This is a genomic window from Aureimonas sp. D3, from assembly GCF_001463805.1.
Classification (GTDB): domain Bacteria; phylum Pseudomonadota; class Alphaproteobacteria; order Rhizobiales; family Rhizobiaceae; genus Aureimonas; species Aureimonas ureilytica_A.
The window spans coordinates 1-230 of record NZ_BBWM01000117.1; the positions used below are offsets into that span (position 1 = coordinate 1).

The following is a 230-nucleotide window of genomic DNA, read 5'->3' on the forward strand; positions in this document are numbered from 1 at the left end:
AAAGCGCATGACGAGCGGCACGGAGACGTTGCCGCCCAGCATGAAGCGGAGCTTGGCCGCCTGGTTGACGATCTGCTCCATGGCGAGCGTCGCGAAGTCGGAGAACTGGAACTCGTAGATCGGCTTCATGCCGGTCAGCGCCGCGCCGACCGCCACGCCCGCGCCGCCGAGTTCCGCGATCGGCGTGTCGATGACCCGGTCCGCGCCGAAGCGGTGGACGAGATCGCCCG

The 230-nt window shown here is 68.7% G+C and carries 1 pseudogene; it reads right to left on the minus strand.

Features of this window, described 5'->3' with window-relative positions:
• Window positions 1-230 (minus strand): annotated as a pseudogene (locus AUL36_RS23065) (alpha-ketoacid dehydrogenase subunit beta); the annotation flags it as partial.